Source organism: Novosphingobium oxfordense (genome assembly GCF_044029435.1).
Lineage (GTDB): Bacteria > Pseudomonadota > Alphaproteobacteria > Sphingomonadales > Sphingomonadaceae > Novosphingobium.
The window spans coordinates 3,495,139-3,518,794 of the sequence record NZ_CP147005.1 but is presented as its reverse complement, the minus strand read 5'-3'; the positions used below and the strand labels follow the sequence as shown (position 1 = coordinate 3,518,794).

At 66.0% G+C, this 23,656-nt stretch carries 25 protein-coding genes; 14 read left to right on the top strand and 11 right to left on the bottom strand.

The genetic code is table 11. From position 1 onward, the window contains the following. Window positions 1-78: 78 nt before the first annotated feature. Genes WBP07_RS16805 through hisN form a run of 3 tightly spaced genes read right to left on the bottom strand, consistent with a single transcriptional unit; the run spans window position 79 to window position 2,090 of the window. Window positions 79-852, bottom strand: coding sequence for an SDR family oxidoreductase (locus tag WBP07_RS16805; protein ID WP_395392753.1), 774 nt, complete (start codon window positions 850-852; stop codon window positions 79-81). 10 nt (window positions 853-862) lie between these two features. Continuing rightward, on the bottom strand, window positions 863-1,297 hold the full coding sequence (locus WBP07_RS16800; protein WP_395392752.1) for a gamma-glutamylcyclotransferase family protein: 435 nt from the start codon (window positions 1,295-1,297) through the stop codon (window positions 863-865). A 10-nt stretch (window positions 1,298-1,307) separates the two neighbouring features. Then, complete coding sequence (gene hisN, locus WBP07_RS16795; RefSeq protein WP_395392751.1) at window positions 1,308-2,090, bottom strand: histidinol-phosphatase; 783 nt, start codon at window positions 2,088-2,090, stop codon at window positions 1,308-1,310. Window positions 2,091-2,263: 173 nt separating this feature from the next. On the opposite strand from hisN, the gene WBP07_RS16790 reads away from it, so the two are divergent. Further along, window positions 2,264-3,208 (top strand): helix-turn-helix domain-containing protein, encoded by a 945-nt coding sequence (locus WBP07_RS16790; protein WP_395392750.1) that lies wholly within the window; start codon window positions 2,264-2,266, stop codon window positions 3,206-3,208. 103 nt (window positions 3,209-3,311) lie between these two features. Here the strand turns inward: WBP07_RS16790 and WBP07_RS16785 are convergent, their stop codons facing one another. Continuing rightward, window positions 3,312-4,247 (bottom strand): ribose-phosphate pyrophosphokinase, encoded by a 936-nt coding sequence (locus tag WBP07_RS16785; protein WP_395392749.1) that lies wholly within the window; start codon window positions 4,245-4,247, stop codon window positions 3,312-3,314. A 199-nt stretch (window positions 4,248-4,446) separates the two neighbouring features. After that, complete coding sequence (glpX, locus tag WBP07_RS16780) at window positions 4,447-5,421, bottom strand: class II fructose-bisphosphatase (RefSeq protein WP_395392748.1); 975 nt, start codon at window positions 5,419-5,421, stop codon at window positions 4,447-4,449. A gap of 67 nt (window positions 5,422-5,488) precedes the next feature. On the opposite strand from glpX, the gene WBP07_RS16775 reads away from it, so the two are divergent. Continuing rightward, entirely contained in the window at window positions 5,489-5,995 is a 507-nt protein-coding gene (locus WBP07_RS16775; RefSeq protein ID WP_395392747.1) for a hypothetical protein, read from the top strand. Between the two features lie 271 nt (window positions 5,996-6,266). Here WBP07_RS16775 and WBP07_RS16770 read toward each other — a convergent pair whose 3' ends face one another. Both WBP07_RS16770 and WBP07_RS16765 read right to left on the bottom strand, forming a co-directional pair. Further along, on the bottom strand, window positions 6,267-7,574 hold the full coding sequence (locus WBP07_RS16770) for a homoserine dehydrogenase (RefSeq protein ID WP_395392746.1): 1,308 nt from the start codon (window positions 7,572-7,574) through the stop codon (window positions 6,267-6,269). 86 nt (window positions 7,575-7,660) lie between these two features. Further along, the gene (locus WBP07_RS16765; protein ID WP_395392745.1) at window positions 7,661-8,533 is read right to left on the bottom strand and encodes a hypothetical protein; all 873 of its coding nucleotides are present in this window, start codon (window positions 8,531-8,533) and stop codon (window positions 7,661-7,663) included. Window positions 8,534-8,900: 367 nt separating this feature from the next. On the opposite strand from WBP07_RS16765, the gene WBP07_RS16760 reads away from it, so the two are divergent. From WBP07_RS16760 to WBP07_RS16740, 5 genes are all read left to right on the top strand, one after another. Next, window positions 8,901-9,569, top strand: a complete 669-nt coding sequence (locus tag WBP07_RS16760; protein ID WP_395392744.1) for a TonB family protein — start codon at window positions 8,901-8,903, stop codon at window positions 9,567-9,569. A 71-nt stretch (window positions 9,570-9,640) separates the two neighbouring features. Further along, entirely contained in the window at window positions 9,641-10,414 is a 774-nt protein-coding gene (locus WBP07_RS16755; protein ID WP_395392743.1) for a MotA/TolQ/ExbB proton channel family protein, read from the top strand. Window positions 10,415-10,523: 109 nt separating this feature from the next. Beyond that, window positions 10,524-11,057, top strand: coding sequence for an ExbD/TolR family protein (locus tag WBP07_RS16750; protein ID WP_395392742.1), 534 nt, complete (start codon window positions 10,524-10,526; stop codon window positions 11,055-11,057). Window positions 11,058-11,080: 23 nt separating this feature from the next. Further along, window positions 11,081-11,515, top strand: coding sequence for an ExbD/TolR family protein (locus WBP07_RS16745; protein WP_395392741.1), 435 nt, complete (start codon window positions 11,081-11,083; stop codon window positions 11,513-11,515). 187 nt (window positions 11,516-11,702) lie between these two features. Continuing rightward, window positions 11,703-12,125 carry an ExbD/TolR family protein gene (locus WBP07_RS16740; RefSeq protein ID WP_395392740.1) on the top strand — a complete coding sequence of 141 codons (423 nt, stop codon included), beginning with the start codon at window positions 11,703-11,705 and terminating at the stop codon, window positions 12,123-12,125. A 45-nt stretch (window positions 12,126-12,170) separates the two neighbouring features. Here WBP07_RS16740 and WBP07_RS16735 read toward each other — a convergent pair whose 3' ends face one another. Further along, complete coding sequence (locus tag WBP07_RS16735) at window positions 12,171-14,666, bottom strand: ligase-associated DNA damage response DEXH box helicase (protein ID WP_395392738.1); 2,496 nt, start codon at window positions 14,664-14,666, stop codon at window positions 12,171-12,173. 104 nt (window positions 14,667-14,770) lie between these two features. Between WBP07_RS16735 and WBP07_RS16730 the strand changes: the two genes are divergently transcribed. Beyond that, entirely contained in the window at window positions 14,771-16,042 is a 1,272-nt protein-coding gene (locus WBP07_RS16730) for an MgtC/SapB family protein (protein ID WP_395392736.1), read from the top strand. An 11-nt stretch (window positions 16,043-16,053) separates the two neighbouring features. Here WBP07_RS16730 and pgmG read toward each other — a convergent pair whose 3' ends face one another. The 3 genes from pgmG to WBP07_RS16715 are packed head-to-tail and all read right to left on the bottom strand — an operon-like array spanning window position 16,054 to window position 18,600. After that, window positions 16,054-17,454 (bottom strand): phosphoglucomutase/phosphomannomutase PgmG, encoded by a 1,401-nt coding sequence (gene pgmG, locus WBP07_RS16725; protein ID WP_395392735.1) that lies wholly within the window; start codon window positions 17,452-17,454, stop codon window positions 16,054-16,056. Beyond that, entirely contained in the window at window positions 17,454-17,777 is a 324-nt protein-coding gene (locus WBP07_RS16720) for a J domain-containing protein (RefSeq protein ID WP_395392734.1), read from the bottom strand. The genes pgmG and WBP07_RS16720 overlap by 1 nt, the downstream gene beginning before the upstream one ends. A 10-nt stretch (window positions 17,778-17,787) precedes the next feature. Continuing rightward, window positions 17,788-18,600 (bottom strand): division plane positioning ATPase MipZ, encoded by an 813-nt coding sequence (locus tag WBP07_RS16715; protein ID WP_395392732.1) that lies wholly within the window; start codon window positions 18,598-18,600, stop codon window positions 17,788-17,790. A gap of 138 nt (window positions 18,601-18,738) precedes the next feature. On the opposite strand from WBP07_RS16715, the gene panC reads away from it, so the two are divergent. The 6 genes from panC to WBP07_RS16685 all read left to right on the top strand — a co-directional run bounded on the left by panC (window position 18,739) and on the right by WBP07_RS16685 (window position 23,641). Then, window positions 18,739-19,596 carry a pantoate--beta-alanine ligase gene (gene panC / locus WBP07_RS16710; RefSeq protein ID WP_395392731.1) on the top strand — a complete coding sequence of 286 codons (858 nt, stop codon included), beginning with the start codon at window positions 18,739-18,741 and terminating at the stop codon, window positions 19,594-19,596. A 145-nt stretch (window positions 19,597-19,741) separates the two neighbouring features. Beyond that, the gene (locus WBP07_RS16705; protein ID WP_395392730.1) at window positions 19,742-20,524 is read left to right on the top strand and encodes a CsgG/HfaB family protein; all 783 of its coding nucleotides are present in this window, start codon (window positions 19,742-19,744) and stop codon (window positions 20,522-20,524) included. 105 nt (window positions 20,525-20,629) lie between these two features. Beyond that, the gene (locus WBP07_RS16700; protein WP_395392728.1) at window positions 20,630-21,319 is read left to right on the top strand and encodes a response regulator transcription factor; all 690 of its coding nucleotides are present in this window, start codon (window positions 20,630-20,632) and stop codon (window positions 21,317-21,319) included. A 5-nt stretch (window positions 21,320-21,324) separates the two neighbouring features. Next, window positions 21,325-22,680: a sensor histidine kinase gene (locus WBP07_RS16695; RefSeq protein WP_395392727.1), complete on the top strand. Its 1,356-nt coding sequence runs from the start codon at window positions 21,325-21,327 to the stop codon at window positions 22,678-22,680. Between the two features lie 19 nt (window positions 22,681-22,699). Then, window positions 22,700-23,173 carry a hypothetical protein gene (locus tag WBP07_RS16690; protein ID WP_395392726.1) on the top strand — a complete coding sequence of 158 codons (474 nt, stop codon included), beginning with the start codon at window positions 22,700-22,702 and terminating at the stop codon, window positions 23,171-23,173. Between the two features lie 63 nt (window positions 23,174-23,236). Next, window positions 23,237-23,641, top strand: coding sequence for a hypothetical protein (locus tag WBP07_RS16685; protein WP_395392725.1), 405 nt, complete (start codon window positions 23,237-23,239; stop codon window positions 23,639-23,641). The last annotated feature ends 15 nt before the right edge of the window (window positions 23,642-23,656 follow it).

The following is a 23,656-nucleotide window of genomic DNA, read 5'->3' as shown; positions in this document are numbered from 1 at the left end:
CGGGAACGCAAGGGGGAGGAGAGTCTTTGCCTGGTACGGTGCAGGCATCCGCCTGCACCTTGCGGCACCAGCCCGAAATCAAACATAGATCATCTTGCGGGTCATCCCGCCATCGACGACGATCTGCTGCCCCGTAACGAAGCCGCCGCCCTCGCCCGCCAGCCATTCGACCGTGGCGGCAATATCCTCAACCACGCCAATACGGCCGACCGGATGCTGGGCACGATCCGCGTCCGAATGGTGCACTTCACGACGCTTGGCCGCCTTTTGCCATGGCCCGGTCTCGATCCAGCCCGGCAGCACTGCGTTGACGCGTATCTCCGGCCCCAACCCGATTGCCATCGCATGAGTGAGCGCGCAGAGCCCGCCCTTCGATGCGGCATAGGCATAGGAGTCCGGCTCTGACTGCAAGGCCCGGGTCGAGGCGATGTGCACCACACTGGCCGGCGCCGCGGCGCGCAGCAGGCCCAGCGCCTCCTTCGTGCAGAGGAATGCAGAGGTAAGGCTGGAATCGATCCAGCGCTGCCAGGATTCCAGCGTCAGGTCCTCCAACGGCCCAGCGTTCGGATTGGCGATTCCGGCATTGTTGACCAGCAGGTGGACGGCATCGGTCCATTCCCCGATCCGGGCGAAAGCCGCCTGCACCGCCGGTTCACTGCCGACATCGCAGGTGATCGGCAGGAAACGATCCGCCGGCAGCAGGCCCGCCAGTTCGTCCAGCGCCTCCCCATCAAGGTCCAGCGCGGCGACCCGCCAGCCCAGCGCCGCGAAATGCGTCGCCAGCCCGCGTCCGATACCCGCACCGCCGCCGGTCACGATTGCCACCTTGCCCGTCCTCATTGCTTCCGTCATCGCCGCCTCCTCACGCGCCATTGCGCAGAGTGGTAAAAGCCTGCCGCCCCGTCCGTTCCAGCCAGCCGAGATAGTTGCCGTCGCGGATCACCAGCGCCGCATCGGGCAGGGCCACGCGCCAGCAATAGACTTGCGCCCGCGCGCTGCGGCCAGAGGCAGTGCGCACCGGCAGGCTGACGCGGCGATATTCGCGCCCTTCATAGCGGTCCAGCTTGGCAAGCTCACCGGGACGCAGCACCAACCGGCAAAGCGTGCCCTGAACCCGCGCGCCGGAGCGCGGGGAGACCAGCGCCGGAAACCACCCATTGCCGCCCTTCACCGCCCGGATACGCCCCGGCACCCGTGCCGGTTCGGCGCTTTCAAGGCGATCCGCGATCCACTGCCCCATCCGCGTTCCCGCGTGGGGCTGGAGCGTGCCGTAAACGAACAGGCTGACCCGGCGCACCGGCCGTCTGTCAGTGATCGCAGGCCATCGCCTCGACCACGTCCTCCAGTCGTGCCGGATCGCCGATCGCAAGGATATGGCCTTCGGAATCGATATGGAGCGGCTCTCCATTCCAGTCGCACATCGTACCGCCCGCGCCTTCGACGATCGGCACCAGCGCCGCCCAGTCGTGCAGCTTCAGGCCCGCCTCGCACACGAGGTCGATCTGGCCGGAGGCAAGCAGGCCGTAGTTATAGCAATCGCCACCCATCATCATGCGCTTGTGGTCGGTCTTGGACGCCAGCGACATGAAATGCTCGCCCTCGTGATCGTCGAAGTACTGCGGGCCGGTGGTCGCCAGCATCGCTTCCGACAGTTCGCGGCAAGGGCGCGTGCGCACTTCCTTGCCGTTGAACGTCGTCGCCATGCCGCTGGCGCCCACCCAGCGTTCGCGCAGGATCGGCTGGTCTATCACGCCCAGCACCGGCCAGCCATCGACCAGCAGCGCGATCAGCGTGCCGAAGATCGGACGCCCGGCGATGAAGGAGACGGTGCCGTCGATCGGATCGAGCACCCAGGTCCGGCGCGAGGTGCCTTCCTCTGTCCCGTACTCCTCGCCGATGATCCCGTCGCGCGGGACTTCGGCCTTGAGGATGCGCCGCATGGCTTCCTCCGCCGCCTGGTCCGCGATGGTGACGGGGGAGGCATCGGACTTGCGCTCGGCCACCAGGCCGGAACGGAAGTGCGGCCGGATCGCCTCGCCCGCCGCATCGGCGAGTCGCAGGGCGAGAGCGATGTCCTGATCGAGTTTCATGGCGGACCTCCTGCCTGTTCGGGCCCGGCAAGGTCAAGCACCCCCCGAAAATTCCCAAGGCTGGCAGAATATTGCATATGCCCGGAACCCTTATGTGTTTTTCTCACATTGCGGGAAGTTTCCGGCCATCCTATTCCCGTAGCGGGGGGCATATCTTCTGCAAGAGTAGGGGCATGCTGCGAAGGAAACTCCCGGCCGTCGATCCGGCGATCGCGCCGGAACAGGGATATACGAGGGACGGGCAACCGCTTTCCTACAACCGTGCGCCGGCCGCAGACATCGCGCCGTGGATCGCCCGGGTGTATGTAACGCGGGTATCGGCGCCGGCGGACTACACGCTGTCGTGCGGGCTGTTCAACGACACGGCTATGCTGCGCATCCAGACCGAAGGGCGCTGGACGGCGGAGACGGCCGACGGCAGCCGACGGCTTTGCAATGCTGCGCTGTTCTTCGGCCCCCAGTCGCGCCGCATGCCCGTGTCCGTTACCGGCAGCTTCACCAGCGTGGGCGTGGCACTGCGCCCCGGCGCCTGCACGGCGATGCAGGGCCCGCGGGTGGGCGACTTCGTGGACCGGCTGATCAGCACCAATGCCGTGGGCATGCCGTCCGAACGGTTCATGGCCCTGCTCGAACCCGGCGCGCCGATGGAAGAATGGCTGCAGCAGCTGGAACAGGCCTTCCGCAACCGGATAGAGCAGATGGCCTGCCCGCCGCCCGACCCGGTGACCGCGCGCTTCGAAGCGATCTCCTACCGCGACCCGTCGATGACGGTGAGCGAGGCGGCGCGCGAATGCGGCGTGGACCGGCGCACGCTGGAACGCGTGGTCAACCGGGATTTCGGAATGCCGCCCAAGCAAGTGCTGCGCCGCGCCCGCGCCCTGGACATGGCCAGCTATCTACGCGGCGTGGCCGACAGCGACGAGGCGGACGAGATCGCGCTGCGCTATTACGACGAAAGCCACCTGATCCACGAATTCACCGAGTTGTTCGGCATGTCGCCCAGCCAGTTCGTGAAGCGGCCGCAGCCGATCCTGACGCTGGCGCTGGAATCGCGGCAAGCCCGGCGGCTGGAAGCGCTCAACCGGCTGGTGCCCGGGCAGATCCGCCCCTGGGAATGACGGCCTGAATCGGGGAGCCTGAATCACGGGGCCTGAACGAAAAAGGCCGGGCGCCTTGCGGCCCCGGCCCTTTCCAATTCCCGTGGGCTTGCGCCCGTCAGCCTCAGTCGAACAGGCTGGAGACCGAGCTTTCGTCCGCAATGCGGCGGATTGCTTCGCCGATCAGCGGGGCGATGGTCAGGATGCGGATCTTGTCCGAAGCCTTGGCCGCCTCGGTCGCCTGGATCGAATCGGTAATCACCAGTTCCTTCAGCGCCGAATTGGTGACACGCGAAACCGCCGCGCCCGAAAGCACGCCGTGGGTGATGTAGGCGGTGACGCTGGTGGCGCCCTCGTCCATCAGCGCCTGCGCGGCGTTGCACAGGGTGCCGCCCGAATCGATGATATCGTCGATCAGGATGCAGGCACGGCCCTTCACATCGCCGATGATGTTCATCACTTCCGACTGGCCGGGCTTGTCGCGGCGCTTGTCGACGATGGCCAGCGGCGCATTGTCGAGACGCTTGGCGAGCGAGCGGGCGCGGACCACGCCGCCCACGTCGGGCGAAACCACCATCAGCGACTGGTCGCCGTAACGGGCCTGGATGTCGGCAGCCATGACCGGCGCCGCGAACAGGTTGTCGGTCGGAATGTCGAAGAAGCCCTGGATCTGGCCGGCGTGCAGGTCGACCGAGAGGACGCGGTCGGCGCCGGCCTCGGTCAGCAGGTTGGCGACCAGCTTGGCCGAGATCGGCGTGCGCGGACCGGGCTTACGGTCCTGGCGGGCATAGCCGAAGTAGGGGATCACAGCGGTGATGCGCTTGGCCGAAGCACGGCGCAGCGCGTCGATGCCGATCAGCAGCTCCATCAGGTTGTCGTTCACCGGATAGCTGGTCGGCTGCACGACGAAGACGTCCTCACCGCGCACGTTCTCGTGGATTTCGACGAAGATTTCCTCGTCGGCGAAGCGGCGCACCGCCGCGTCCGTCAGCGGCAGCTCAAGATAGGCTGCGATGGCCCGCGCGAGCGGAAGGTTGCTGTTGCCGGACATGATCTTCATGGCGAATCCCCGAGACGGCTGGTGGTGATGGGTGGCTGAACGCGCCCGCCTCTACTCATGAGTCATCGGATTGCAACAGAAAGCGTCAGCCCGTCACGGTGACTCGAACGCGAAAAGGCCGGTGTGGAGTGGTCTCCGCACCGGCCTTTCTCTATTCAAGCTCTTGATTTTTCGTGTGGGCGTTGCCCCGGACGAAACCTCAGCCGCGAACGCGGTGTTCGCCCTTGATCCAGCGGACGGTGCCGGAGCTGGCGCGCATCACCACGCTCTCGGTCGTCATCTTGCCGCCCTTCAGACGCTTCACGCCCGAAAGCAGCGACCCGTCGGTCACGCCCGTCGCCGCGAAGATGCAGTCGCCCTTGGCCAGGTCGCGCAGCTTGTAGATCTTGTCGAGGTCCTGGATGCCCCACTTGCGGGCGCGGGCGCGCTCGTCTTCGTTGCGGAACAGCAGGCGGCCCTGGATCTGGCCGCCGACGCAGCGCAGTGCCGCCGCCGCCAGCACGCCTTCCGGCGCGCCGCCCGAACCCATGTACATGTCGATCGTGGTGTGCTCGTCGGTCACCGCGATCACGCCGGCCACATCGCCATCGCCGATCAGCACGACACCGCAGCCGATGCCGCGCAGTTCGGCGATCAGTTCGGCATGGCGCGGGCGGTCCAGCACGCAAACGATGATCTCTTCGGGCTTCACGCCCTTGGCCGCCGCCACCGCGTTGACGTTTTCGGTCGGGCTCTTGGTCAGGTCGATGATGTCTTCGGGATAGCCGGGGCCGACGGCCAGCTTTTCCATGTAGACGTCGGGCGCGTTCAGCAGGCCGCCTTCTTCCGCTGCCGCCAGCACGGCCAGCGCATTGGGGCCGGCCTTTGCGGTGATGGTGGTGCCTTCCAGCGGATCGAGCGCGATGTCGATCTTCGGGCCGCGACCGGGGGCGCCGCCCACCTTCTCGCCGATGAACAGCATCGGCGCCTCGTCGCGCTCACCCTCGCCGATCACGACGGTGCCGTCCATGTACAGGGTGTCGAACGCCTTGCGCATCGCCTCGACCGCCGCATGGTCCGCCGCCTTCTCGTCCCCACGGCCGACCAGTTCGGATGCCGCGATGGCCGCTGCCTCGGTTACGCGGACCATCTCGAGAACGAGGACGCGATCGAGGACTTTACTTGCTTCGGGCATGATCACTCCGCATTAAGGCGTGGAGGGAATAAGGTTCGGGACGGGGGCTTAGACAGAGGAATACCAATTGTCGAGGACATGGCGCGCCCTATTTGCAATCGCGACCTTCTATCCATTAGCCGCGCCTGTTGCCGCCATCGCGCAGGATGCTTCAAGCACCAAGACCACCGCATCCACCGCCGCCCAGGCGGGCAGTTCCGTATCCGACGCGGACCGCGCGGTGGCAGAGAAAATGATGTCCGGCGGCGGCCGGGTCGTGCCCGATACCTCGCACCGCGCCTGCGTGCGGCAGGGCCGTCCGGGCGAAATCGTCGTCTGCGCGCCGGACCAGGATCAGTTCCGCGTGGAATCCTCTGCCGACAGCGATCCCACCGGCAAGGCCGGCACCAATGACGGGCGCCTGCATCCACCCAATTTCGAAAAGAACATCGGGGGCGTCACCGCGGCACGCGGCTGCTTCGTGCCGCCCTGCCCGCCCGCGCAACCGCTGATCATCGACCTTTCGCAGATCCCCCAGGCGCCGGCCGGATCGGAAGCCGATCTTGTCGCCAAGGGTGAACTGCGAGCGCACTAGAGCGTTTTCTAATCAGGTGGAATCACCTGATGACTCGGAAAACGCGGCAAACCAAAATCTTAGAGCAGTTGATCCGATGCAATCGGATCAACTGCTCTAGTTTGTCGGGCGCGCCTTCGACATCCGTCGAAGGCTTGCGGCTCCGCCCACACCCCTACCGGACCTCCCGCAAGCATATCCTGATGGGAGGTCGGGTGGGGCGTGGGCCGGTGCCGCTCAAAATAGGCAGATGCCCGTTTTGCCCGACCCTAAGGTCGGACAAAGGCTGCTATTACCGTTCGATGATCTGCATCACCAGCGGCGCGGCGGTCAGGCTGTCGGAGCCTTCAAGAACGCGCACCGCTTCGCGCACCGCCGATTCGGGCCCTTCGTGGGTGACGATGGCCAGGATCACCTCGCCCTCTTCGCCCGCATCGCCCTTCTGAATCATGCTGGCGATCGAGACCCCCGCATCGCGCATGGCGGCGGTGATGTCGGCCAACACGCCCGGACGGTCCGGCACGGTGAAGCGAATATAGCTGCGGCTGCGACGGTGGCCGGTCGCGGCCGGCTCCATCGCTTCCAACTCGCCCGCCGGCATGGAGAACGCCGCGCCCTTTTCGCCGCGCGCAATGTCGATGATATCGGCAACCACCGCGCTCGCGGTCGGGCCGTCACCGGCGCCGGCGCCCTGGAACAGCAGACGGCCCATGAAATTGCCCTCAGCCACCACAGCGTTGGTCGCGCCATCGACATGGGCGAGCGGATGGTCGAACGGCACCAGGTGCGGATGCACGCGCTGGAACAGGCGCGCACTGCCGCCAGTACGGTCGATCTCGCTCATACCGATCAGGCGGATCACATAACCCAAGGAGCGGGCCTGCTCGATATCCGCCGCCTTCACGCGCGAGATGCCGGTGGTCTCCACCGCATCGAAGCGAAGCCGCGAACCGAAGGCGATGGCGGCCAGGATCGAAAGCTTGTGCCCCGCGTCGATCCCCTCGATATCGAAGGTGGGATCGGCCTCGGCATAGCCCATGCGCTGCGCTTCGGCGAGAACGTCGCCGAAATCGCGGCCCGTGTCCTCCATGGTGGAGAGTATGTAATTGCAGGTGCCGTTCAGGATGCCGTAGACGCGCTCTATGGCATTGGCGGCAGCGCCTTCGCTCAGCCCCTTGATGACCGGGATGCCTCCCGCGACGGCGGCCTCGAACTTCAGCGCGACGCCGGCTGCTTCGGCGGCGGAGGCCAGCTCAAGGCCGTGGTGCGCGATCATCGCCTTGTTGGCGGTAACCAGTCCCTTGCCCTGCGCAATGGAGTTCCTCGCCAGTGCCAATGCCGGACCGTCCGAACCGCCGACCATCTCCACCACCACGTCCACATCGGGCCGGGCGGCCAGGGCTGCGGTATCGTCCACCCAGTCGTACCGGGAAAGGTCGACCCCGCGATCCTTGGTGCGATCGCGCGCGCTGACGGCGGCGATGCGGATGGGGCGGCGCGCGCGCCGGGCAATCAGTTCGGCATTGGTCTCGATAAGACGGACGACGCCCGCCCCGACCGTGCCGAGACCGGCTAGCGCAATATTCAGCGGTTCAACCATGGAGTTCCCTTTCGCGAGCGCGCCCTAAGCGAGCCCACCGGGAAATTCCAGTACCTTCGCGCCGAGACAGCTTAATAAACGAACGCTCAGCGCCCGCCGAGATTGTGGGTGCAGGGCCCCAGCTGGTTCAACACCATCCGATAGTCCGCCGCGGCCTGGCGCATGGCATCCATCCCCTCCGAAACATTCGCGCGTGCCGGCGGATTCGCGGGCAGGAAGCAGGCCAGGCGATACCATTCCAGCGTTTCGGGCTGGGGCGGATGACCGACTTCGGCGATCAGCTCGGAGAATGACACCCCCCAGGCCGGCGCGGCACCGGGCTGGTGAACGACCGTGATCGAGGCGGCCGAGCCATCATGGGTGGAAAGGAAAATCTGCGTCTCGCCCTGTCCGGCGAGGTTGCCGGGCACGTAGAGCAGTTCGCGTACGCCGGTGATTCGCGCCGGGGCATTGGGCGCGACCAGCGCCTTCAGGATGCCCCGCAGCCGTGCCTCGGCAGGTTCGCTCCAGAGCTGCTGGGCGGTCGGCGTCACCAGTTGCAGCTCACCTGGGCGTCCCGCAACGGGACGGGCGAACAGCAGCACGTCCACCTTCTTCAGCGCCGGCGGCTTGCCCTTGGCATCGAGCGGAAGGTCCACGAGATAGGCAAACGATTGCCCGATCGGTGCAGAACCGGTGAGCAGCGCGCGCGTTTCGGCATTTACATAGAAACGGCCCATGCCGGGGGTCAGCCCCGGCGCGCGCTCGTCCTCCACACGGGCCATCTTGCGGATCGTTGCCCGCACCACGATTCCCGCCGATTCGGACAGCGCGGCAAGGTCGGCAAACGTGGCCTCGCGCAGCGCTCCCACCTGCGCGGCGGCATTGCCCTGCCCTGCCTGCGCATGGGCCGGAAGCGCCTGTGCGGCCAAGGCAACGCACGCCAGTTTCAGGGCCAGGCGGGGCAGATTCGCAGACATCGTCAATACTCTCCGGGAAATGCGGGGCGAAGCCTTAGCGCCTCGCGCCAGGCAGTACAAATCGCCCCCGTCTGCTTGGAACTTAACACCCCTGAATCAAGTGTTAACGATGCGATTGCCGATAAGGCGTTGCACAGGGGCAACGGTGTCGCTAATGAAATCGGCAAAATGGGGCAAAAAAACGAAAATGCCTCACGGTTCGCCAACCCGTTTCATCGTTTACGGATAGGCAGACTGACAGCCGTCAGGGTGGGTAATTTAGAGTTTCGTCATGGACCTTTCCCCCCGGGGAATGGGCCATGGGCGCCTTTGGGCTTGTCCGCACCCGGGTTGGGTCCAGGGCTTGGTAATGGAGTGATGCGTTTGAATGGCTTACGCTGACCAGCAAATGAGCGGTAACAAGATTACCGCGCTTGTCATTGTCGCGCTGATCCACGTCTTTGTAGGCTATGCACTCGTCACGGGGCTGGCCTACTCAGCGGTGAAGCAGGTCATGAAGAAAGTGACCACAGTCGACATCAAGGAAGAGAAACCGAAGGAGGAAGAGCCGCCGCCGCCGCCTCCCAAGCAGGATACGCCGCCGCCGCCGATCGTGGCACCGCCGCCGCCTATCAATATCGCACCGGCTCCGCCGCCGGTGACCACGGTCACCACGCCGCCGCCGGTTCCGATTCCCGCGGTTCCGGTTCCGGCTCCCCCGGCCGCACCTCCGGCTCCCCCGGCTCCCCCGGCTCAGTCGAAGGCGCGTGGCGCAACTGCAAAGAATCAGAACAGTTGGGCTGCCCGCATTCAGGACAGCTACCCGCCCAAGGCCGCTCGTGAAGAGCGTGAAGGCCGCGTCGGCGTACGCGTCTCGATCGGTCCGGACGGCAAGGTCACGTCTTGCTCCGTCACCAGCTCGAGCGGCAGCCCCGATCTCGATGCTGCGGCTTGCGACGGCATGACCCGTTATGCGCGCTACAACCCCGCGCTTGACGATGCCGGCAATCCGATTGCGGGCAGTGCCGCTACGGCAATCGTCTACAGGCTCAACTAATTCTACGGTCTGGCCGGAACCCGATCGATGGATCTGGCCACATCCTGCATTCTTCTTGAGAGGTAAATCGCATGCTTATCGTTGACATCCTTGCCGCCGCTGGCGAAGCCGCGCCGCAGAACAAGTTCGGCTTCGTGGAAGCTCTCCAGGCCGGTGGTTTCATTTCGTACGCCACCGTGATCATCATGGGCATCATGTCGTTCGGCTCGTTCTACATCCTGTTCACCAAGTGGTTCGAGCAGGCCAAGATCATGCGCCAGTTCGGTGCCGTTCGCACCCAGTTCTGGAAGGCTCCGACCCTTCGCGAAGGCGCTGCCAAGCTGGAAAAGAACAGCGCATGGCGCCAGCTCGTCGACGACGGCATCGCCGCTGAAGACCAGCACTCGAAGATGACCGACTCGCTCGAAGCCCACGACTGGATGCACGCTTCGCTCGCCCGTTCGGAAGCCTCGATCAACTCGCGTCTGGCCCAGGGCCTGCCGTTCCTCGCCACCGTCGGCGCGACCGCACCGTTCATCGGTCTGTTCGGTACCGTCGTCGGCATCTACCGCGCCCTGATCGCCATCGGCATCGCCGGTTCGGCTTCGATCGACAAGGTTGCCGGCCCCGTCGGTGAATCGCTGATCATGACCGCGCTCGGCCTGATCGTCGCCGTTCCCGCCGTTCTCGCCTACAACTACCTCCAGAGCCGCAACAAGCGCATCGCCGAACTGCTGACCGGCTTCTCGAGCGATCTGCTGGCCAACATCAACTCGAAGGGCGCTGTGAAGCCCGCCGTTGCTGCTGCCCCGGCGAAGCCCGCCGCTGCTCCGGCCAAGCCGGCTGCTGCTCCGGCCAAGCCGTAAGCAGCACGGGACGCGCTGCCTTTCGGCGGTGCGTCCATGGGGAACCCAGGCGGCGGTGCCAACCGCATCGGCCGCCTCCCCAGGGCAACGCAAGGAATAGGATAAGACTATGGCGATATCCTCGGGCGGAGGCGGTGCCGAAACACCGATGTCCGACATCAACACGACGCCGCTCGTCGACGTCATGCTGGTGCTTCTGATCATCTTCCTGATCGCGGTTCCGGTCGCGATCCAGACGATCGAAAAGCTGAAGATCCCGGTCATCAAGTCGGAAGAATCGAAGGACAAGGTGGAGAACCTCCTCCTGACTGTCACGACCACCGACGACTCGGGTCGCAGTGCGGGTGAACCCGGCTACCAGGGCGCGTCGCGCAACGGTGAATGCCGCGTCTACTTCAACAACATCACGCCGGTTACCTCGCAGGAACTCTACGACCAGGCCTTCAAGCGTCTCGATGCTATCGTGAAGCGTGCAGGCGGTCCGGAAGCCCTTAGGGACAACCCGGATCTGGTCCCGCAGGTCCACATCCGCGGTGACGTGAACGCCCCGTGGCGTTGCGTGGCCGGCGCGATCTACAACGTCCAGATTGCGGGCTATCCGACGGTTGGGTTCATCTCCAACCCGGTTGACCCCAACGGCTGACGGTCGAGAAGGAGTAACATTCCATGGCAATGTCAGGCGGCAAGGACGATGGCGCGCCGATGATGGAAATGAACACGACGCCGTTGATCGACGTCATGCTCGTTCTCCTCATCATGTTCATCATCACCATCCCGGTTGCGACCAACTCGATCGACATCGATCTGCCGGTTGCAACCCCTCCGACGAACACCCCACCGCCGGTGGACCCGATCAAGAACAAGATCGTGCTCACCGCGGATTCGAAGATCCTCTGGAACGGCAATCAGGTCGACCAGAGCACCCTGCAGAACCTGCTGGCGCAGTCGCTGACCTACAAGGTCGAGCCCGAACTGCAGTACCAGCCGGAACCGCAGGCCGGATATGAACTCTCGGCTCAGGTTCTCCAGCTCATCAAGGCTTCGAGCGTGACCAAGTTCGGCTTCGTCGGCAACGAACAGTTCCGCGACTTCGGCAAGTAAGCCGGGCAAGCGGACCGATCCTTTAGGGGATCAATGAAGGGGCGGAGAAATCCGCCCCTTTTTCTTTGCCTGCGGCCCGCGTGCTGGGCCGGCGGGCGGGGCTAGGCGCAAGCCCTTGGCACATCGCCGAATTCGGGTTAGATTTCACGGCAGTGCGGAAGAGATCCCAAGAGAGAGGACTTGCCCCATGACCACCGGAGAGGCCGTTACCCGCGAATCCCCGATCGGCACGATCAACACCACGCCGCTGATCGACGTCATGCTCGTGCTGCTTATCATGTTCGTCATCACCATCCCGGTCGCCACGAATTCGATCCAGGTGGACCTGCCCTCCGGCATCACCGATCATCCGGTGCAGCCGCTGCAGAACACCGTCTCGCTCGACGCCGATGGCACGATCCGCTGGAATGGGGACCGGGTGGACAAAGCCGAACTCGCCGGACTGCTCCATGGCACGACGCGCATGCCGACGGAGCCCGAACTGCGCTTCCGCCCCGACGCCAATACGGGCTATGCCCGGACTGCCGAAGTGCTTGAGACGATCAAGGCCTCCGGCGTCACCAATTTCGGCTTCGTGGACAACGAGCGCTTCCGGACTTTCGAGCAATAGAACACGCAGCCCGCGTCCACACGCGGGCAGGTGCACGCCGGGCGATCAGCCATCGTCGTCCGGCGGGTCCACCCGCATTGCCAGCGCGGCAAGGCTCTCAGCCTCCACCAGCAGATCCTCGTCCGCCGAGCCGGAGGGCAGCGATTCGCGGCCGATCATCGACAGCGCCGGCACCGACAGCGGGCTGATCCGATCCAGCCGGACATGGTCCACCTCGCGCGCCGCGCGATCGAGCACGTCGGCCACGCGCGCCACATCGGTCATCCGCGCCCGGGCATCGGCCCAGGCCGCCTCGATCAGCAGATGATCGGGTTCGTACTTGCGCAGGACGTCGTAGATCAGGTCGGTGGAGAAAGTGACTTGCCGGCCCGACTTGCGCGTGCCCGGCTGCTGGCGCTCCACCAGGCCCGAGATCACCGCCACTTCGCGGAAAGCCCGGCGCAGCAAATAGGATTGCTGCACCCAGTCGACGAATTCGTGCGTCAGGATATCGGGCGAGAGCAGCGCCGCCGGGTCCTCCACCGGCTTCAAGCCCCAGACCACCAGCGCATAGTCGGTGGCGACGAAGCCCAACGGGCCCAACCCGCGATCCTCCATGCGGCGGGTGATCAGCATCCCCAGCGACTGGTTCGCGGGCCAGCCCTCAAAAGTGTAATACGTCGTATATGCCGCGCCGTGGTGCGGAAAGCTTTCGACCAGCAGCCGCCCCGGCGCCGGCAGGTGTGAACGCCAGTCCTGCACTTCCAGCCATTCGCGCACATCGTCGGGAAACCGCCCCCAGCCCGCCTGATCGCAGAGCATCGCCCGCACCCGCTCGGCCAGATGCGTGGAGATCGGCATGCGCTGGCCCATATAACTGGGGATCGTGGCCGAGCGCTTCGCCGCGCGCACGATCAGTTCCAACTCGCGCAATGCCTCCACTTCCAGATCCATCCCGGCGAAGCGGAAGGTGTCTCCCGGCTTCAGGCTGGCGCCGAAACCTTCCTCCACTTTGCCCAGCGACCGGCCATTTCGGAAGCGGACCTCCAGCATTTCGGCATCGACGATGATCCCGGCATTGAGCCGGTGCCGCGCCGCATGCTCGGGGTGGGTGAGCCGCCATTGCCAGCCGCCCTTCCCGTCCTTTTCGCGCACGATGCGGCGGAAGCGGTCGTAGGAGCGCAGCGCGTAGCCACCGGTCGCCACGAAATCGAGCACGCGGGCAAAGATCACCTCATCCACCCAGGCATAGGCGGCGGAGGAGCGGACTTCGGCCAGCACCGCATCCTCGCGGAACGGCCCGGCGCAGGCAGTGCCCATCACGTGCTGGGCCAGCACGTCGAGCCCGCCGGGCCGAAATGCCTCGCCATCGCGTTGGCCTTCGCGCACGGCTTCCTGCGCGGCGAAAGCTTCCAGGAATTCGAAGCGGTTGCCCGGCACCAGCATGGCCTTGCTGGGCTGGTCGAGCCGGTGATTGGCGCGCCCGATGCGCTGGAGCAGGCGCGAGGATCCCTTGGGCGCGCCCATTTGCACCACCAGATCGATGTCACCCCAGTCGACACCTAAGTCGAGGCTGGCGGTACATACGAGCGCCCTGAGCCGCCCCTCTGCCATCGCGCCCTCCACCTTGCGCCGCGCCTCCTTGGAGAGCGAGCCATGGTGGATGCCGATCGGCAGATTGTCCTCATTCACGTCCCAGAGTTCCTGGAAAATGTACTCGGCCAGGAAGCGGGTGTTGGTGAAGATCAGCGTGGTGCGGTGCGCCTTGATCTGGTCGATCAGTTGCGGGATCGCCCATGTCGCCGCGTGGCCGCTCCAGGGGATGCGTTCCTCTTGCGGCAGCAGGATGGAGACTTCGGGTTCGGCACCTGGTTCGCCCTCCACCAGTTCCACTGCGTCGATATCGCCCCATGGCGCCAGCCAACCGCGAAAGGCATCGGGGTCGGCCAGTGTCGCCGAGAGTCCGGCACGTTGCAGCCCGGGGCTGAGCGCCTGCAACCTTGCCAGCGACAGCGCCAGCAAGTCGCCGCGCTTGCCGGTGGCGAAGGCGTGGATTTCGTCGATCACCACGCGCTTCAGGTTGGCGAACAGCGCCGGCGCTTCGGGATAGGTCAGCAGGAGCGAGAGCGATTCGGGCGTCGTCAGCAGGACATGCGGCGGGCGGGCGCGCTGGCGGGCCTTGCGGTCCGATGGGGTGTCGCCGCTGCGCGTCTCGATCCGGATCGGCAGGCCCATCTCCTCGACCGGGGTGAGCAAGTTGCGCTGCACGTCATGCGCCAGCGCCTTCAGCGGCGAGACGTAGAGCGTGTGCAACCCCTCCGGCATGTCCGCGCCCTCCCGGCGGGAAGGGCAGAAATCGGCCAGCGTCGGCAGAAAGCCCGCCAGCGTCTTGCCCGCGCCGGTATCGGCCACCAGCAGCGCGTGCTTGCCCCGGTCGGAGGCTACCAGCATTTCCTGCTGGTGACGGCGCACACGCCAGCCGCGCCCGGCGAACCAATCCGCGATCTCGGCCGGGATATCGGGAACCTTCGGGTCGGTCTTTCGGGGTCTGCGCACCACCATAAGCAATAAGGTGGAGAGAAAAGCCTTCTGCCGCAAGCACGTCCGGCTTGCACTTCGTGTCCCGTCCGGTCACCATTGCACATCCAGCTAGCGGAGCGAGGCCCATGCCGATCGCCCTCGACCTTTCCGATCTGCTCAGACTGGCGGTAAGCCTTGCCCTGGGGCTGCTGGTGGGTATCCAGCGCGGCTGGGCCCAGCGCGAGCGATCGGCCGGCACCCGCTTTGCCGGCGTGCGCACTTTCGCCTTGATGGGCCTCGCCGGCGGCATATCCGGCATCCTGTTCCGGGGCGCGCCCGGCCCCGCCACCGTATTGCTGGCCGGCGCGGGGCTGCTGATCCTGATCGGCTATTTGCGCGACAGCCGCGTGAACGAAACCGTCAGCGGAACCACCAGCCTGGTCGCCCTGCTCACGCTGGCCAGCGGTTTCCTGGTCGGCGTGGGGGAGCGCATAACCGGCACCGCCATCGCCGTGGTCATGGTGCTGCTGCTGGCGCTGCGCGAACAACTGTACGGCTGGATCGACAAACTGAGCCAGCGCGAGGTGCTGTCGATCGCCCGCTATGCGTTGATTGCCCTGGTGATCCTGCCCTTGCTGCCGGACCAGCCTTTCGGCCCCTATGACGCGTGGAATCCCCGCAAGCTGTGGCTGGTGGTGGTGCTGGTGTCCGGCTTCTCGTTCGCCGACTATTTCGCCACGCGCGTGTTGGGCGCCAAGCGTGGGATCATCGCCACCGCTGCCGCCGGGTCGCTGGTCTCCTCCACGGCCGTTACCGCGTCGCTGGCGAGCCGGATGAAGCTGGGGGAGGAGCCGCGGGTCGTCTTTCCCGCCGCCATCGCCTTCGCCTCCGTCATCATGTTCCTGCGCGTCTTCGTGCTGGTCGCCCTGCTGGCCCCCGTGGCCCTGCCCACGCTGGCGCGGCTGATCGCGCCGGGGCTTGTCGTGGGTATCATCGCCGCCGGCTGGTACTTACGCCGCAGCCGCGCGGCGACCGTTCCCAATCCCGGCCACGAACTGGCGATGCGCAACCCGTTCGACATCGGCCCGGCGCTGATGCTGGCGGGGCTGGTCATGGTGCTGACGGTCGCCTCGCTATGGGTGCTGCGCAATTTCGGGGAGCGCGGACTGGCCGTGGTGCTGGCGATCTCCGGCACGGTGGACGTCGATTCCGCGATCATCACCATGGGCGGGCTGGCCGGCCAATCGCTCGACGCGCGCACTGCCGGGGTGGTGCTGGCCATTCCGGTGGCGCTCAACACGCTGTTCAAGGCCGGCGTGACGGTAAGCCTTGCCGGTTGGCAGCAAGGCAAGAGCGCGGCCTTGCCGCTGGCGGCCAGCGCGCTGGCGGTAGGCATCGCCGTCCTGACCCTGCCCTGAGCCTGTAGAACCTATCGCGACAATCCCGACGCCGCGAGTTGAGCGTCGATCTCGCCCAGCAGCCGCTGGAGCCCTTCCACCGTCTCGCTCTCCGCCCGCGCTGTCAGCATCGCCTGCGTGTTGGATGCGCGCAGCAGCCACCAGCCATCCGGCGTGGTGACGCGAACCCCGTCCACCGCCACGACATCCGCACCCGCAGCCAAGAGGCGCTCTCGCACTTCCTCGACAGCCGCGAACTTGCGGGCTTCCGATGCGGAGAACCGCAATTCGGGCGTGGCGATCAGGCGCGGCATGGCGTCGTGCAGTTCGGCGACGCTACGATCCAGCCGCAAGGTCGTCCCGATCAGGCGAAGCGCTGCGTAGAAGGCATCGTCGAAGCCGTAATAGTCGTCGGCGAAGAACATGTGCCCGGTCATCTCGCCCGCCAGCAGCGCGCCGGTTTCCTTCATTCTGGACTTGATAAGCGCGTGCCCGGTCTTCCACATGTCCGCCACGCCGCCCATCCGCGTGACGCCGTCGAACAGTGCGCGGGAGGCCTTCACATCGGCGATCACCTGCGCTCCCGGATTCCGGCGCAGCAGATCCTCTGCGAAGATCAGTAGCAACTGGTCCCCGGCCAGCGCACGCCCCGCACCGTCGATCACCCCGATCCGATCGGCATCGCCGTCAAAAGCGACACCGAAATCGAGGTTCTTCGCAGCGACGAGCGCGCGCAGGTCTGCAAGATTGGCGTCTTCGCTCGGATCCGGATGGTGGTTCGGAAATGCCCCATCCACTTCAGTAAAGAGAAGATGATGCTCCCCAGGCAATCGGGAAGTGAGCAGCTCCAGAACTGGACCGGCAGCCCCGTTGCCGGCATCCCAGCCGATCCGCAACCGGGCCAGCCGGTCTTCGGGCAAGCCGACCAGAGCCGGGAGCATTCCCGCGACATACTCGGCGATGACGCTGCGATCTTCTATGCCGCCATCCTTGAGGCCGGGGTCGTCCTGCCATTCCCCAGCTGCCGCCAGATCACCAAGCCGCTGGATCGCCGCCCCGAAAAAAGGGCGACCGTGCAATACCATCTTGAAGCCATTCTGATCGGCGGGATTGTGGCTGCCAGTTATCTGAATGCCGCCCTGCACGTCTTCGGCTGAGGCTTCGGCGAAATAGAGCATCGGGCTACTGGAGAGGCCGATCCGCACGACCCCCACGCCGCTGGCCGTAAGGCCCTCCACCAACGCGGCTTCCAGCGCGGGAGAACTGACGCGGCCATCGCGCCCGACCACCGCCTTGCGTCCGCCTTCGCGCCGCAACATGGTGCCGAACGCGCGGCCGATGGCATAGGCATCGTCCGCGCCCAGGTTTTTGCCGAAAGTGCCGCGAATGTCGTATTCGCGCAGGATCGTGGGATCGAACCGATGCGCCCGCATCAGGCCTGCGTGCCGCCGTCCAGCGTTTCCAGCAGCAGGTCGCGCGCGGCATTGGCCTCGTGAATCTTCTCGCTGGAACCGCCGCGATCGGGGTGGACCTGGATCACCCGGCGCCGGTGCGCCTCAAGGATCGCTTCCCGGCTGGCCCCCTCAGGCACGCCCAACACGGCGCGGGCCTGCGTCTGCGCGTGGATTTGCGCGAAGCTGGGGGCCTTGGACTCGCGCGATCCGGCAAGGTAGCGGCGCCAGTTCCGCCAGGGCCATTGCCCGGTGGCGAGTTTCCAGGCGATGCAGCCCAGCGCGATCAGCCAGATCAGCTTCATGGGAGGGGCTTCAGCCTTCGTCCGACAGTTCGAACTGCGGCTCACGCCGTTCGGGCATCGGCAGGTTCAGGCCAGCCACCAGCCCGCGCAGTTCCTGCCGGGCGACGAGGTGGCTGGTGCCCAGCTCGCCCAGATGCCCCTTGTCGAGCAAGGTCAGGCCCGACGGGAACAGCTCGCGGAAGATAACGCGTTCGGACAGGCCGGGCGAAATGCGGAAGCCCACGCGCTTGGCCAGTTCCTTCAGCGCGCCTTCCAGGCGGCGCATGTTCTTCGCTTCCACGTGCTGGACGCGGTTGCGCACCACCACCCAGTCCAGCTCGCGGCGGCCTTCGTTGATGGTCTTTAGGCCGCGCTTCTTGCGGGTTTCCCACATGAGTTCGGCGTAGAAAGACAGCTTCTTCACGCGGAAGGTCTCGTTCTCCACCTGTCCGATCAGGTCGAAGTCCACGAAGCTGTCGTTCAGCGGCGTCACCAGCGTATCGGCAGTGGCGGCCACGTGGCGGGCGAACTGGTCGTCGCGGCCGGGCGTGTCGAACACCAGGAAATCGTAGCCGTCGGCGATCTGCTCGGCCAGTTCGTCCAGTTCGTCGATATTGTCGCCGTCGTAGACCGCGAAGCGGGCGCCGGGCAGCGCGATTTCGCGCTGGCGTTCCGTCTCCATGCGGTTTTCCAGATAACGGTAGAGCGTGCGCTGGCGCGGATCGAGGTCGATCGCGGCCACCTTGGCGCCCTGATAGGCCAGTGCGATGGCGACGTGGACGGCTGTGGTGGACTTACCGGTGCCGCCCTTTTCATTGGCGAAAACGATGCGATGCGCTGTCACGGACCCTAGCTTTCCCTGTTACCGCCGGCCCTGCCCGGCAGGCGAATTCTCAACCGCTTCTTGCCGCCCGGGGCACGCCGGCGCTAAGGGCTGGCGCGAGGACCGGTCAAGTCCATCCTAACGGAGCAGCCACCCCCAATGCAAACCGTCCACAGCCTTGATCCACTGCGCAGTGCCATCGCGACCTTGCGCCAGACCGGGACTGTAGCCCTTGTCCCCACCATGGGCGCGCTTCATGAAGGTCACCTGACACTGGTGCGCGAAGCGCGGAAACGGGCGGATCACGTGGTCGTTTCGATCTTCGTGAACCCCCTGCAATTCGGCGTGAACGAGGATCTGGACGCCTATCCGCGCCAGCTCGAGCGCGATTGCAATCTGCTGGCGCCCGAAGGCGTGGCGCTGGTCTGGGCGCCCACGGTGGATGCGATGTATCCGCAGGGCTTTGCCACCAATATCTCCGTCACCGGCGTGTCGGACGGCCTGTGCGGCGCCTCGCGCCCCGGCCATTTCGATGGCGTCGCCACCGTCGTCTGCAAGCTGTTCCATCAGGTGCTGCCCGATGTAGCCCTGTTCGGGGAGAAGGACTGGCAGCAACTGGCCGTGATCCGCCGCATGGCGCGCGATCTGGACCTGACGCGCCCGCATGTCGATGCGATCATCGGCGTGGAAACGGTGCGAGAGGAAGACGGCGTCGCCCGCTCCTCACGCAATGCTTACCTCACCGCCGAACAGCGCGCGGCGGCGGTTACCCTGCCCACCGCGATGAAGGCCGCGATTGCCGCCATCGAAGCGGACGCACCCGTTTCCGCCGCTCTGGCCGATCTGGAGAAAGCGCTGCTGGCCGGCGGCTTTGCCTCGATCGACTATGCCGAACTGCGCGATGCCGAAAACCTCGTCCCGCTGGATGCCCGCTCGGATCGGCCGATGCGACTGCTGGTCGCCGCGCGGATCGGCAAGGCTCGCCTGATCGACAACATGGCCGTCGTCCCGCTTTGAGGCGTTTTCTTACGCGAGAAACTGTCAATAGGGATTGAATCTGACAGAAATAGTCATTTGTTTGCAAACGATTCAACCTTAAGGTCCCCGCGCAATGGGCACGCCGCGCCAGGTCACCGCGCGGCGCAACAGAGGGACCAACATCATGAAGACGTTCGCATGCGCGCTCGCCGCGCTTGCCATTGTGGCAGGCGCTCCTTCGGCTTTCGCGGAAGACAGATCCTCCGGCCGCAAGCTGCAGGACAAGGGTACGCAGCAGATCCCGGTCTGCCGCAAGAACCTGGGCACCGTCGCCATTATCGAGCCGGATAGCCAGTGGTGGCGCGAACTCAGCCTGGGCAGCCCGGAAGCGATCCTGCGCGTGTTCGTGCAGCAGTCGCACTGCTTCACGCTCGTCAACCGTGGCCGTTCGCTGCAGAACAGCGCCATGGAGCGCGCGCTGGCCGAACAGGGTGAGCTGCAGCGCGGTTCGAACGTCGGCAAGGGCCAGATCAAGGCGGCGGACTACTTCCTGCAACCGGACATCGTCTCCACCAACAACAACTCCGGCGGTGGCGGCGTGGGCGCCGTGCTGGGCGGCGTGGGCGGCCTGTTCGGCCATGGCATCGGCGCCATCGCCGGCGGGCTGAACGTCAAGAAGGGTGAAGCGAACGTCACGCTCTCCATCGTCAATTCGCGCACCACGGTGGAAGAGGCGCTGACCGAGGGTTATGCCCGCAAGTCGGACGTCAGCTTCGGCGGCGGTGGCGGCGGCTTCTTCGGCGGCACCTTCGGCGCGGCCGGCGGCGGCGGCTATCAGAACACGCAGATCGGCCAGATCATCGTGCTCGCCTACCTCGACGCTTATACCAAGCTGGTCACCCAGCTCGGCGGCCTGCCCGAGAATGCCTCGGCAGCAGCGCCGACGGCCACTTCGGCCCCGCGCTGAGGAATACCTATCTGGACGGGGGTCTTTCCGAAGGTCCCCGCCAGAATGAGGCAACTGCATGACCGAAACAGCACGAAGCGCTGAAGCGCGGGGACGCGCTCCGGCATGAGCGCGCTTCGCATCCTCTATATCGAGGACGATGCCCGTGCCGCCGCGCAAGTGGCGGAAGTGACCGAAAGCGCCGGCCTTGCCCTCACCTGGGCCGCGAACGGGCAGGACGGGTTGAAGCGCGCCGGCGTCAATCGCTACGACGTGATCATCCTCGACCGCATGCTGCCCGACCTTGACGGGTTGACCATCCTGGAACGCCTGCGGGAATCCGGCGTCGGCACCCCCGTGCTCATGCTGTCCGCACTGGGCCGCACATCGGACCGGGCAGAGGGGCTGGACGGCGGGGCGGACGACTATCTGGCCAAGCCGTTCGAGGCGGAGGAACTGCTCGCCCGCCTGCGCGCGCTGCACCGCCGCGCTTCCGGCCGCGAACACAGCGCGGTGATCCTCTACGGCGCCTTCGAATGCCACGTGAAGGCTCGCACCGCCTTCCGCGACAACCGCCACCTTGCCCTCAGCCCCAAGGAATTCGACCTTTTCCGCTACTTCATGGAAAATGCCGGTGAAGTGCTGACTCGCGAGATGCTGCTGCGCGACGTGTGGAAGATGAATTTCGATCCCCAGACCAACGTGGTGGACGTCAACATCGGCCGCTTGCGCCGCAAGCTGGAGGACGGGTTCGACAGCCCGGCGCTCGAAACCATCTGGGGTTCGGGATACCGCCTGCTCGACGGCGCGCGCTGACCGCAATGGCCCGGCTGGTTGACATCCGCCGTTCGATCTTCGCCCAGATCGTGCTCTGGGGCATCGCGATCGCCGCGATCATCACCGCAAGCCTTTGGGCGCTGACCGATACGACGATCCAAAGCACCAGCCGCATCGCGCTGCAACGCGCGGTGGATGTCGATCTGGCCGGCATGATCGATATCCACGCCAGCGGCGGGCGCGACGAACTGGCCCGCCGCATCGACGATCGCTTGGCGCTCCAGCCCCGCGACGGCCATCTGGCCCATTACATGCTGGCAGACCGGGCAAACCGCCGCGTGGCAGGCGATTTCGACATATGGCCCGGCCTTCACGCCGCGATGTCCGAAAGCCGCGACATCGCCACGCCCGACGGCGCCCGGGCCTATGCCCGCGCGACCCAGCTCGGCCCCGACCTGAAGCTGGTGGTCGCGCATGAAGACCGCGATATCGGCCCGCTGCGCCGTCAGGTCGCCCTGGTCTACGTGGCCGGCGGACTGCTGGCGATGATGGCCGTGGCGCTGGCGGGCCGGCTGGCCGTATTCAAGCTGGGCGCCCGGATCGAGCGGATCAACGCCGCCTTCCGCCACCCGGACGACGATGCCCTCGCCCGCCTGGGAAAACGCCATCACGATCGTGACGAGATCGACGAACTGACCCGCCATTCGGCCGACGCCCTCGCCCGGCTGCGGCGCCTTGCCGGGGCCCAGCGCGAAACCACCGACCAGCTGGCGCACGAGATGCGCACACCGCTGATGCATCTGGACAACCGGCTGGTGAAGGCGCTTTCGGCGACGCCCGATGCCGAGACCGCCGCGCGCATCGCCGATGCCCGGCAGGAGATCCGCCGTATCGTCCGCATGCTCGAATCGCTGCTGGACATCGCCACCAGCCAGGCGCGGCAAGGCGACCGGCACGGGCTCTGCCCGGTCGACCTCAGCGCGCTCGCCAACCGGCTGGGCGAACTCTATGCCGACAGTGCCGAGGAATCCGGCCACACGCTGAAGCTGGACATCGCGCCCGGCGTGGTGATCGAGGGGGAGGAGATGCAGCTGACCCGCCTGATCACCAACCTTTTGGACAATGCTTTCAAGTTCGTGCCGGCCGGCGGCACCGTGGAACTGCGGTTGAAGCCCGGCCCCTGCCTTACCGTCAGCGACGATGGGCCGGGTGTGCCGGAAGCCGACCGCGGCCGGATATTCGACAAATTCGCGCGGGGGAACGAGCCGGGATCGCAGGATGGGGCGGGCCTGGGGCTAGCCCTGTGCCGGGCGATCGCGGAACGCCACTTGCTCGAAATCGTCCTGCAGCCCTCCCCGCGCGGCGCCTGTTTCAAGGTCACCCCACGGGCCGGACGGTGATCGCAAGGATGTTGGAATCGTGAGAAAGGCCGGCTTCCCGCGCGCCTGCCTGTCACTTTGCGGCGGGCTTGTGAGCGCCGCTGCGGCCGCCAGTCCGGCTTACGACGGAACCTCCAGCACCGGGCAACTGGTAGCAATGGCGCTGGCCGAGGCGCAACTCGCGCGCGATGGAAGCGACGATGCGGCGCTTACCACTGCCTCGAGCGCGATCTTACGCGGCAGCCCACTGGGCTCCGGCTATCGGCTGGGGCAAGTCGCCGCCGGGCAAAGCGAGAGTTTCGAGCAGGTCTTCTTGTCGGGCCGCAAGGCCAGCGTCTCTCTCGCGGCGCGCGGCGGCCAGCCGGTCAATCTGCGCGTGACCGACCGCAATCGCCACACGGTCTGCCCGTCCGGCCCCGCCTGCAACTGGGTGCCACGGTTCACGCAGCGCTATCGCATCGAAGTGCGTAACGAGGGTCGGCAGCAGGCCAACTACTACCTCGTCGTCGACTAGATCGTCGGGGCGGGACAACTTGTCCGATGACGGCGCGACGATTTCCCGCTAGTCACGCTTTTCGTGGGCACCCTTCGGCACTTCTTCCGGACTCATCCGGGCCTCGCGGCATTGCTGCTGGCGCTGACGCTGTGCCTCAAGGCGGTGGTTCCCACCGGCTACATGCCGACGGCGCAGGGCAGCACGCTGACGGTGGAGCTATGCTCCGGCTCGATGCCCGGCGCGAAAGTAACGATCGTGCTGCCTACCAGAGACGGCCACGCCAGCGAGAATGCCGGCAAGACGATGGACCATCCTTGCGCCTTCTCGTCGCACGCAGCGGCGGCCATCGACACCGTGCTGCCGGCGCTTCTGGCTGCGGCGCTGGCCTTTGTTTTCGTCGCGGCAATCCTGCGCGAACCACTGGCCCTGCGCGCCATCCGCGCGCAGATCCGCCCGCCCTTGCGCGGACCACCCGCCCAAGCCTGATCCCCGCCATCGCCG

What these genes read in the sequence shown, in the direction of transcription:
- WBP07_RS16805 (WP_395392753.1), bottom strand. Translation starts at nt 852, where the DNA reads ATGACGGAAGCAATGAGGACGGGCAAGGTGGCAATCGTGACCGGCGGC.
- hisN (WP_395392751.1), bottom strand. Translation starts at nt 2,090, where the DNA reads ATGAAACTCGATCAGGACATCGCTCTCGCCCTGCGACTCGCCGATGCG.
- WBP07_RS16790 (WP_395392750.1), top strand. Translation starts at nt 2,264, where the DNA reads ATGCTGCGAAGGAAACTCCCGGCCGTCGATCCGGCGATCGCGCCGGAA.
- WBP07_RS16785 (WP_395392749.1), bottom strand. Translation starts at nt 4,247, where the DNA reads ATGAAGATCATGTCCGGCAACAGCAACCTTCCGCTCGCGCGGGCCATC.
- glpX (WP_395392748.1), bottom strand. Translation starts at nt 5,421, where the DNA reads ATGCCCGAAGCAAGTAAAGTCCTCGATCGCGTCCTCGTTCTCGAGATG.
- WBP07_RS16770 (WP_395392746.1), bottom strand. Translation starts at nt 7,574, where the DNA reads ATGGTTGAACCGCTGAATATTGCGCTAGCCGGTCTCGGCACGGTCGGG.
- WBP07_RS16765 (WP_395392745.1), bottom strand. Translation starts at nt 8,533, where the DNA reads ATGTCTGCGAATCTGCCCCGCCTGGCCCTGAAACTGGCGTGCGTTGCC.
- WBP07_RS16760 (WP_395392744.1), top strand. Translation starts at nt 8,901, where the DNA reads ATGGCTTACGCTGACCAGCAAATGAGCGGTAACAAGATTACCGCGCTT.
- WBP07_RS16755 (WP_395392743.1), top strand. Translation starts at nt 9,641, where the DNA reads ATGCTTATCGTTGACATCCTTGCCGCCGCTGGCGAAGCCGCGCCGCAG.
- WBP07_RS16750 (WP_395392742.1), top strand. Translation starts at nt 10,524, where the DNA reads ATGGCGATATCCTCGGGCGGAGGCGGTGCCGAAACACCGATGTCCGAC.
- WBP07_RS16745 (WP_395392741.1), top strand. Translation starts at nt 11,081, where the DNA reads ATGGCAATGTCAGGCGGCAAGGACGATGGCGCGCCGATGATGGAAATG.
- WBP07_RS16740 (WP_395392740.1), top strand. Translation starts at nt 11,703, where the DNA reads ATGACCACCGGAGAGGCCGTTACCCGCGAATCCCCGATCGGCACGATC.
- WBP07_RS16735 (WP_395392738.1), bottom strand. Translation starts at nt 14,666, where the DNA reads ATGGTGGTGCGCAGACCCCGAAAGACCGACCCGAAGGTTCCCGATATC.
- WBP07_RS16730 (WP_395392736.1), top strand. Translation starts at nt 14,771, where the DNA reads ATGCCGATCGCCCTCGACCTTTCCGATCTGCTCAGACTGGCGGTAAGC.
- pgmG (WP_395392735.1), bottom strand. Translation starts at nt 17,454, where the DNA reads ATGCGGGCGCATCGGTTCGATCCCACGATCCTGCGCGAATACGACATT.
- WBP07_RS16720 (WP_395392734.1), bottom strand. Translation starts at nt 17,777, where the DNA reads ATGAAGCTGATCTGGCTGATCGCGCTGGGCTGCATCGCCTGGAAACTC.
- panC (WP_395392731.1), top strand. Translation starts at nt 18,739, where the DNA reads ATGCAAACCGTCCACAGCCTTGATCCACTGCGCAGTGCCATCGCGACC.
- WBP07_RS16705 (WP_395392730.1), top strand. Translation starts at nt 19,742, where the DNA reads ATGAAGACGTTCGCATGCGCGCTCGCCGCGCTTGCCATTGTGGCAGGC.
- WBP07_RS16700 (WP_395392728.1), top strand. Translation starts at nt 20,630, where the DNA reads ATGAGCGCGCTTCGCATCCTCTATATCGAGGACGATGCCCGTGCCGCC.
- WBP07_RS16695 (WP_395392727.1), top strand. Translation starts at nt 21,325, where the DNA reads ATGGCCCGGCTGGTTGACATCCGCCGTTCGATCTTCGCCCAGATCGTG.